Here is an 8353-nt window from a genome sequence, read left to right on the forward strand (position 1 = left end):
CCCGTCCTTGCCGCCGTGCACGGGAATCACGGTCTGGATCGCGCCGAGGCCGAAGGTGGGCATGCCCACGACCCTGGCCCGTCCGCGGTCCTGAAGCGCGCCGGCGATGATCTCGCAGCCGGAGGCGGTGGTTCCGTTGACCAGCACGGCCATCGGCGCGCCGCGGAGTTCGTCGCCCATATGGGCCATGTAGCGTTCCACATCCTTGGGATCGCGACCTCTCTGGCTGACGATCACGCCGCCCTCCAGAAAGATGTCGGAGATGCCGACGGCTTCGCCAAACAGGCCGCCGGGGCAGTCGCGCAGGTCGAGCACCAGGCCTGTCATCGCCGGCTGGGCCGCCTTGAACGTCCTGATCGCCTTGGCGACCTCGTCCGCGGTCTTGTCGTCGAGCCGCACGACGGAGACATAGCCTTGCGTCCCGATCATCCGCGAGGTCACCGCCGGCGCCGCGGCGACGTGGTCACGGATCAGGGTCACGGTCACCTGGCGGTCGCCACGGCCCAGGGTCAGGGTGATCGGGCTTCCGACTGGCCCGCGGAGCCGGTGGACGACCCTGTCGAGGGTATCAGCGGCGCTGGTTCCGTCGATTGCCAAGATGTGGTCGCCACGCTGCACATCGCCTCGGCTGGCCGGCGAGTTGGGCAGGACGCTGACGATCACCGCGCCCTGGCGGTCGTTCGACAGATTGAGGCCGACGCTGGCCGATGCTGGGCCCTTGCCGATCAGCGCGGCGAATTCTTCGGGCGTGATATAGCTGGAATGCGGGTCCAGCGACTGCATCAGGCCTTCCAGGGCGGCCTGGATCGCCTTGGGGCTGTCGACCGGCTCGATGTGCTCCCGCTCGGCGGTGTCGAGCACGTCCCCGAACACGCCCAGCCAGTGGAGGACCTCCGGATTCGGCGGCGGCGGTGCGGCATGGGCGCCCTGGCCGAGCGAGACCGTTGCGCCGGCGCCGACAAGGAAGGCGGCCGCAAGGCTTGCGGCATGCTTGGGGGTCATCGGCTGGGTTCCGGACTGGCAGCGGCCGAGCTTGGCCTCGGCCCGGCGCCGACCGCAAGGCCTAGCTGCAGACCACCGATCTGATCGCGCGTGTCAGGGTCTCCAGCTCCGCATCGGAAGTGCAGAAGGCCGGGGTCAGGTAGACGACCTTGCCCATGGGCCGGATCCAGGCGCCCGCCTCGGCGAAGCGCTGGCGCCAAGCCTGGACCGGGACCGGCGCCTCGAACTCCACGACTCCGATGGCGCCCATGGCGCGGACGTCGACCACGCCCCGCGCGCCGCGGCACGGCTCCAGCCCCTCGGCCAGGCCGGCCGCGATACGGGCGACGTCGGCCTTCCAGGCGCCGGTCTCGAACAGGTCGAGGCTGGCGTTGGCGGCGGCGCAGGCCAGGGGATTGCCCATGTAGGTCGGCCCATGCATCAGGGCCGCGCCGGGATCGTCCGACCAGAAGGCGTCGAACACCTTGCGGCTGGCGATGGCGGCCGACAGCGGCAGGGTCCCGCCGGTCAGCGCCTTCGACAGGGTGACGATGTCGGGGACCACCCCGGCGCCCTGGCAGGCGAACAGGTCGCCGGTGCGGCCCAGGCCCACGAAGATCTCGTCGAAGATCAGCAAAAGGTCGTGCCGATCGGCCAGGCGTCGCAGGCGGCGCAGGGTCTCATCGTCGTGGAACAGCATGCCGCCGGCGCCCTGAACCCGGGGCTCGACCAGGATGGCGGCGATCGCAGCGTCCCGCTCGCCCAGCAGCCGGCCCAGCGCCGCCTCCGAGGCTTCGTCCCTCGGCAGGTCGCCGATCACCTGGGACGGCATGACCCCGGCGAACAGGCTGTGCATGCCTTCTTCCGGGTCGCAGACGGTCATGGTGGCCAGGGTGTCGCCGTGATAGCCGCCACGGAACGCCAGGAACTTCGTCCGCCCGGCCACGCCGCGGTTGATCCAGTATTGAACCGCCATCTTCATGGCGATCTCCACCGACACCGACCCGCTCTCGGCAAAGAACACGTGGTCCAGGTCGCCCGGCAACAGGCCCGCCAGCCGCGCCGCCAGCCGATAGGCCGGCTCATGCGCCAAGCCGCCGAACATCAGGTGCGGGGCGGCCTCAAGCTGAGCCTGGACCGCGGCGCGGATATGCGGGTGGTTGTAGCCGTGGCAGGCGGTCCACCAGCTGGCGATCCCGTCCACCAGTTCGCGCCCGTCACTGAGGATCAGCCGCGCGCCTTCGGTGCGCGCCACCGGCAGGGGCGGGGCGGCGGTCTTCATCTGGCAATAGGGCCGCCAGACGTGAGGCGCGCCGGCCGTGAGCCAGGCGGGGGACGTGGACATGGGACGCTCCGGAACCGGGAGGTTCCGCTAAGGCGCCTTTCCGCCGGCGCCAAGGTCGGGCATAGGCCGCCGGTGCCCGACGCCCTACCCGACGCCTGTGCCCCGTCCCTGTCCGCGTTCGCCGAGGCCAAGCTCGCCGCGCTGGAGAGCCGGTCCCTGCGTCGCCGGCTCGCGCCGACCCATCGCCTGGACGGCGTCCATGTGGAACGGGGCGGCCGCAGGCTCGTCTCCTTCTCCTGCAACGACTACCTGGGGCTCAGCCACCATCCGGCCGTGAAGGCCGCCGCCGTGGCCGCGATCGAGACCTACGGGACCGGCGCGGGGGCCTCGCGGCTGGTCACCGGCGACTGTCCGCTGTTCGCCGCGCTCGAGGTGCGGCTGGCGAAGCTGAAGGGCGCGGAGGCCGCCTGCCTGTTCGGGTCCGGCTACCTGGCCAACGCCGGGATCATCCCGACCTTCGTGGGCGAAGGCGACCTGGTGGTCGCCGACGCGCTGTCGCATTCCTGCATCTGGGCCGGCGCGAAGCTGTCCGGCGCCGAGACCCTGGCCTTCCGCCACAACGACCCGGCCGACCTTGCAACCAAGCTCGCGGCGCGGCGCGGGGCGGCGGGGCGCGTCCTCGTCGCCACCGAGAGCGTCTTTTCCATGGACGGCGACCTCGCCCCCTTGGACGAGCTCAGCCGCATCGCCCGCGCCCACGACGCCTGGCTGCTGGTCGACGACGCCCATGGCCTGGGGGTGATCGGCGGTGGAGCCGGCGCATCGGCCGCGTTCCCCGACGCCCACATCGACCTCGCCATGGGGACCCTGTCCAAGGCGCTCGGCGGCTACGGCGCCTATGTCTGCGCCGCGGCGCCGGTCGTGGACCTGATCAAGACCCGGGCCCGGACCCTGGTCTACTCCACCGGCCTGCCGCCGGCGAACGCCGCCGCCGCCCTGGCGGCGCTGGACGTCATCGCCACCGAGCCGCACCGCGTCGCCGCGCCGCTCGCCCACGCGCAACACCTCATCCGCGCCCTGAACCTGCCGCGGGCCGAGAGCGCCATCGTGCCGATCGTCCTGGGCGAGGCCGACCGCGCGCTCGCCGCCGCCGCCGACCTCGAGGCTGAGGGCCTGTTGGCCGTCGCCATCCGACCGCCCACCGTGCCGGCCGGGACCGCGCGCCTGCGGCTGGCCTTCTCCGCCGCCCATGCGCAGACCGACGTCGATCGCCTGGCGCAGGCCTTGGCGCCGTGGGTCGGCGCATGACGCTTTCCCTGTTCATCGCCGGAAGCCACACCGACATCGGCAAGACCCACGTCGCCTGCGCCCTGATCCGGGCGGCGCGCGCCCAAGGGCTCGTCGTCGAGGCGCTGAAGCCGATCGCCAGCGGCTTCGATCCCACCGACTGGGCCGACAGCGATCCCGGCCGCCTGCTGGCCGCCCTGGGCGAGGCGCCGAGCGCGGTGGCGCTCGACCGGATCACGCCCTGGCGGTACGCCGCCCCGCTCGCCCCGCCCAGCGCCGCGCGCCTGGAAGGCAGGACCCTGCCGCTGGAGCCGCTCATCGACCTCTGCGCCGGCCGGCTGGCGGCGTCGGCGGCCGATCTCTTCCTCCTGGAGAGCGCCGGCGGGCTGATGTCGCCCCTGGCGGATGACGGAATCTGCCTCGACCTGCTGGACGCCCTCTGCCTGCCGGTCCTGCTGGTCGGCGGCGGCTATCTCGGGGCCATGAGCCACACCCTGACGGCGGCCGAGGTGGCCCGCGGGCGAGGCCATCCGCTGCGCGCCATCGTCGTCAGCCAGGACGCCGACCCCACCGCGCCGGACTTCACCGAAACCCGCAGCCTGATCGCCGCCCATGCCGGCGGCGTCCCGGTGTTTCCGGCGCCGCGCGGCGGCGACCAGGCCTGGGCGCAATCGCTGCTGGCCGCCCTGATCGACCTTCCCGTGTCGGCCCCGGCCTAGCCGAAACGTCCTTTGGGCCCTATCTGCGAGGTCCAGGGGGACGAATGGCGCAATCGATCATCTCCGTCGAAGGTCTGTCGAAGACCTATGCCGGCGGCTTCCAGGCGCTGAAGGACGTCAGCCTCGTCATCGAGAAGGGCGAGATCTTCGCCCTGCTAGGCCCGAACGGCGCGGGCAAGACCACCCTGATCGGCATCGCCTGCGGCCTGGTGAACCCGACGGCGGGCCGGGTGCTGGCGGACGGTTCGGATGTCGTGAAGGACTTCCGCGCCGCGCGGAACAAGATCGGCCTGGTGCCCCAGGAAATCTCCACCGACATGTTCGAGACCGTCTGGGCGACGGTCAACTTCAGCCGCGGCCTGTTCGGCAAGCCCGCGAACCCGGCCTACATCGAGAAGGTGCTGAAGGACCTTTCCCTCTGGGACAAGAAGGACGCCAAGATCATGGCGCTCTCCGGCGGCATGAAGCGCCGGGTGATGATCGCCAAGGCGCTCAGCCACGAGCCGCAGATCCTGTTCCTCGACGAGCCCACCGCCGGCGTCGACGTCGAGCTGCGCCGCGACATGTGGGAGATGGTCCGGGGTCTGCGCGAAAGCGGCGTGACCATCATCCTGACCACCCACTACATCGAGGAGGCCGAGGAGATGGCCGACCGGATCGGGGTGATCTCCAAAGGCCAGCTGATCCTCGTGGAGGAGAAGGCCGAGCTGATGCGGAAGCTCGGCAAGAAGCAGCTCACCCTGCACCTGCAGGAGCCGCTGAAGGCGGTGCCCGAGAACCTCTCAGGCTACGACCTGGCGCTCGCCAACGACGGCGCCGACCTCGTCTACACCTTCGACACCCAGGCCGAGCACACCGGCATCGCCGAGCTGCTGCGCGAGCTTTCCAAGCGCGGCGTCGACTTCAAGGACCTGCAGACCGAGCAGAGTTCGCTGGAGGAGATCTTCGTCAGCCTGGTGAGGGGCCAGTCAGAAAGGGCTGGGGCATGAACGTCCACGCCATCGCCGCCATCTACCGTTTCGAGATGGCCCGGGCCTTCCGCACCATCGTCCAGTCGATCGCCGCCCCGGTGATCACCACCTCGCTCTATTTCATCGTCTTCGGCGCGGCGATCGGGCGGCGGATGCCGGCGCTGGACGGGGTCAGCTACGGCGCCTTCATCGTGCCTGGCCTGATCATGCTGTCGATCCTGACCGAGAGCATCTCCAACGGCTCGTTCTCGATCTACATGCCGAAGTTCTCCGGCACGATCTACGAGGTGCTCTCGGCGCCCATCTCGGCGGTGGAGATCCTCCTGGGCTATGTGGGCGCTGCCGCCTCGAAGTCGGTGATGCTGGGGATCATCATCGCCATCACCGCGCGGCTGTTCGTGCCCTACGACATCGCCCATCCGTTCGTGGCGCTGGCCTTCCTGGCGCTGACCAGCGTCACCTTCAGCCTGTTCGGCTTCCTGACCGGCATCTGGGCCGACGGCTGGGAGAAGCTGTCGATCATCCCGATGATGGTGATCACCCCGCTGACCTTCCTGGGCGGCAGCTTCTACTCGATCTCCATGCTGCCGGACCCCTGGAGCCGGATCGCGCTCGGCAATCCGGTCGTCTACCTGATCTCCGGCTTCCGCTGGGCCTTCTACGGGGTCTCGGACGTGGGGGTGGGCATGAGCCTGCTGGCCACCTTCGGCTTCCTGCTCGCCTGCCTGATCGCGGTCACCTGGATCTTCAGGACGGGCTGGCGGCTGAAGACCTAGGCGCTACTCGTCCTCGTCGAACTTGCCGACGACCAGCTGCTCCAGGGCGTCCAGGGCGGCGGCGGCGTCGACGCCCTCAGCCTCGATCTCGATGCAGCAGCCGGGACCGGCGGCCAGCATCATCAGGCCCATGATCGAGCGGGCGTCGACGGTCTGGCCGTCCTTGGAGACGCGCACCTCGGCGTCGAAGACCGAGGCGGTCTTGACGAACTTGGCGGAGGCGCGGGCGTGCAGGCCGCGCTTGTTGGTGATCTCGACGGTGCGGCTCGCGCCCCCGCTCACCGGGCTATTTCTCGCCGGCCAGCACGTAGGAGGCGACGGAAATGTACTTGCGCCCGGCTTCCTGGGCGCAGGCCACCGCGTCCTCCAGGCTCTGGCGCGAACGGACGCTGGCGAGCTTGATGAGCATCGGCAGGTTGAGGCCCGCGATCACCTCGGCCTTGGTCTGCTCCATCACCGAGATGGCCAGGTTGGACGGCGTGCCGCCGAACATGTCGGTGAGCAGGATGACGCCGTGGCCGGTGTCCACCCGCCCGCAGGCGGCCAGGATGTCCTTGCGGCGACGTTCCATGTCGTCGTCGGGGCCGATGCAGATGGCCTCCACCGCGGCCTGCGGGCCGACCACATGCTCCATGGCGAAGACGAACTCTTCGGCCAGCCGCCCGTGGGTGACAATCACGAGCCCGATCATCAGACGCTCGGCCCGGACATACGAATTTGCGCCAAGGGTATCCCCACCCGCGCGGCCCGGAACCCGTTCCGCGAAGCCGTGCTAAATACGCCTGTTGTGCGCTGCGTCAAAGAGGGCGAGCGCGCGACTGAGTTTCGCAGGCGCCGAGGCCTCTCGCGGATCGAGTTCGATCAGGGGAATCGCGAGGCCGCAGATTTCTGTGGATTGCGGCGCGGGCATGCGATCGGGCGCGCCGCAGCGGGCGACCAGCGTCACCTCGGCGAAGGGCAGGGCCGACAGGCGCACCACATCCAGGCCGCGCACCTCCAACAGATCCGCCAGCATCTCCGGGGCGCGGCCCCATAGGCGGCCGTCGCAGGTCCAGAGCAGCACCCGGTCGTCGGCGACCAGGCGGAAGCCCGCGCCCAGGGCGCGCAGCGCCAGGTCGCTCTTGCCCACGCCCGCCGGCCCCTCGATCAGCACGCCCCGCCAGTGACCGGCCGTGCGGGCGGCGATCAGGCCCGCATGAGCGATCATTTCTTGGCTTCCGGCAGCATCAGGATGAAGACCGCGCCGATCGTCTTGCCGTCGACCAGCCGGTTCTGGGCCCGCAACGTCCCGCCGTGCGCCTCGACGATCTGGCGGGCGATGGACAGGCCCAGGCCCGAGTTGCCGCCGAAGGCCGCGCCCTTGGGCCGCGAGGTGTAGAAGCGCTCGAAGACGGTCTCCAGGTTCTCCGGTGGGATGCCCGGGCCTGAATCGGAGACCGTGGCGATCACCCGGCCCACCGCGCGCTGCATGGCCACCACCACCTCGCCGCCCGACGGGCTGAACGAGCGGGCGTTGTCGATCAGGTTGCGGAACACCTGGCCCAGCGGCCCCTCGCGGCCCTGGACGGTGATCGGCTCCATGGCGCCGGAGCGATGGAAGGTCACGCCGACCTCGCCCGGCTTGGCGGTGGCCTGGTAGAGGCCGACGATCTCGCCCACCAGCCGTTCGATATCCACCGATTTGGGCGCGTCGCGCGACAGCTCGGCGTCCAGGCGCGAGGCGTTGGAGATGTCGGTGACCAGCCGGTCGAGGCGCTGGACGTCGTTCTTCAGCACCTTCAGCAACCGCTCGCGCGCCGCCGCGTCGGTGACCAGGTCCAGGGTCTCGACGGCGGAGCGCAGGGAGGTGAGCGGGTTCTTGATCTCGTGCGCCACGTCGGCGGCGAAGCTCTCGATGGCGTCCATCCGCTCGGTCAGCGACTGGGTCATGGCCTCCAGGCTGCGGGTCAGGTCGCCGAGCTCGTCCTCGCGGCTCGACAGGTCGGGGAGCGAGATCGCCCGCGCGCGGGCCAGGCGCACCCGGTCGGCGGCGCGGGCCAGGCGCAGCACCGGCTGGGCGATCAGGCGGGTGAGCAGCAGGGACGAGGCGAGCGTCACCGCCACGGCGATCACCACGAAGGGGATCAGAGCCTCGCGCTCGCGCGCGATGATGGCGTCGACGTCGTTGGCCTCCAGGGTCAGCACGCCGAGGACCTGGCGCACGTTCTGGATCGGGACGGAGACCGAGACGACGCGGCGGCCTTCCTCGTCGCGGCGCAGGTCGGACACATGGCGGCCCTGCAGGGCCTGGCGCACCTCGGCGTCTAGGGCGGCGCGGGCGGCCTTGACGGTGGC

Annotated in this window: 10 protein-coding genes; 4 read left to right on the top strand and 6 right to left on the bottom strand. The window is 70.6% G+C overall.

Going from position 1 to position 8353, the window contains the following annotated elements:
- The coding region (locus VGL85_RS15590; RefSeq protein ID WP_331589879.1) for a S41 family peptidase at positions 1–1002 on the bottom strand (1002 nt) is incomplete at its 3' end.
- 61 nt (positions 1003–1063) lie between these two features.
- Positions 1064–2326 (bottom strand): adenosylmethionine--8-amino-7-oxononanoate transaminase, encoded by a 1263-nt coding sequence (locus VGL85_RS15595; RefSeq protein WP_331589880.1) that lies wholly within the window; start codon positions 2324–2326, stop codon positions 1064–1066.
- 72 nt (positions 2327–2398) lie between these two features.
- Here VGL85_RS15595 and bioF point away from each other — a divergent pair, with 72 nt between their 5' ends.
- From bioF to VGL85_RS15615, 4 genes are read left to right on the top strand one after another with little or no spacing between them, the layout of a single operon-like run.
- Positions 2399–3574, top strand: coding sequence for an 8-amino-7-oxononanoate synthase (gene bioF, locus VGL85_RS15600; protein ID WP_331589881.1), 1176 nt, complete (start codon positions 2399–2401; stop codon positions 3572–3574).
- The gene (gene bioD, locus VGL85_RS15605) at positions 3571–4272 is read left to right on the top strand and encodes a dethiobiotin synthase (protein ID WP_331589882.1); all 702 of its coding nucleotides are present in this window, start codon (positions 3571–3573) and stop codon (positions 4270–4272) included. Before bioF ends, bioD begins: the two co-directional genes overlap by 4 nt.
- Positions 4273–4316: 44 nt before the next feature.
- Entirely contained in the window at positions 4317–5261 is a 945-nt protein-coding gene (locus tag VGL85_RS15610) for an ABC transporter ATP-binding protein (protein ID WP_331589883.1), read from the top strand.
- A complete protein-coding gene (locus tag VGL85_RS15615) occupies positions 5258–6019 on the top strand; it encodes an ABC transporter permease (protein ID WP_331589884.1) in 762 nt (253 codons plus the stop codon). Before VGL85_RS15610 ends, VGL85_RS15615 begins: the two co-directional genes overlap by 4 nt.
- A gap of 3 nt (positions 6020–6022) precedes the next feature.
- Here the strand turns inward: VGL85_RS15615 and VGL85_RS15620 are convergent, their stop codons facing one another.
- The 4 genes from VGL85_RS15620 to VGL85_RS15635 form a co-directional block, all read right to left on the bottom strand.
- Positions 6023–6301 (bottom strand): HPr family phosphocarrier protein, encoded by a 279-nt coding sequence (locus tag VGL85_RS15620; protein WP_331589885.1) that lies wholly within the window; start codon positions 6299–6301, stop codon positions 6023–6025.
- A gap of 4 nt (positions 6302–6305) precedes the next feature.
- Positions 6306–6710 (bottom strand): PTS sugar transporter subunit IIA, encoded by a 405-nt coding sequence (locus tag VGL85_RS15625; protein WP_331589886.1) that lies wholly within the window; start codon positions 6708–6710, stop codon positions 6306–6308.
- Between the two features lie 81 nt (positions 6711–6791).
- On the bottom strand, positions 6792–7226 hold the full coding sequence (locus VGL85_RS15630; protein ID WP_331589887.1) for an HPr kinase/phosphorylase: 435 nt from the start codon (positions 7224–7226) through the stop codon (positions 6792–6794).
- A partial coding sequence (locus tag VGL85_RS15635; RefSeq protein WP_331589888.1) for a HAMP domain-containing sensor histidine kinase occupies positions 7223–8353 on the bottom strand: 1131 nt, incomplete at its 5' end. The genes VGL85_RS15635 and VGL85_RS15630, both read right to left, overlap by 4 nt.

It is taken from the genome of Phenylobacterium sp. (assembly GCF_036501465.1).
Taxonomy (GTDB): domain Bacteria; phylum Pseudomonadota; class Alphaproteobacteria; order Caulobacterales; family Caulobacteraceae; genus Phenylobacterium.

Coding starts and splice junctions, on each gene's coding strand:
- VGL85_RS15595 (WP_331589880.1), bottom strand. CDS start 2,326: ATGTCCACGTCCCCCGCCTGGCTCACGGCCGGCGCGCCTCACGTCTGG.
- VGL85_RS15625 (WP_331589886.1), bottom strand. CDS start 6,710: ATGATCGGGCTCGTGATTGTCACCCACGGGCGGCTGGCCGAAGAGTTC.
- VGL85_RS15615 (WP_331589884.1), top strand. CDS start 5,258: ATGAACGTCCACGCCATCGCCGCCATCTACCGTTTCGAGATGGCCCGG.
- bioD (WP_331589882.1), top strand. CDS start 3,571: ATGACGCTTTCCCTGTTCATCGCCGGAAGCCACACCGACATCGGCAAG.
- VGL85_RS15610 (WP_331589883.1), top strand. CDS start 4,317: ATGGCGCAATCGATCATCTCCGTCGAAGGTCTGTCGAAGACCTATGCC.
- VGL85_RS15630 (WP_331589887.1), bottom strand. CDS start 7,226: ATGATCGCTCATGCGGGCCTGATCGCCGCCCGCACGGCCGGTCACTGG.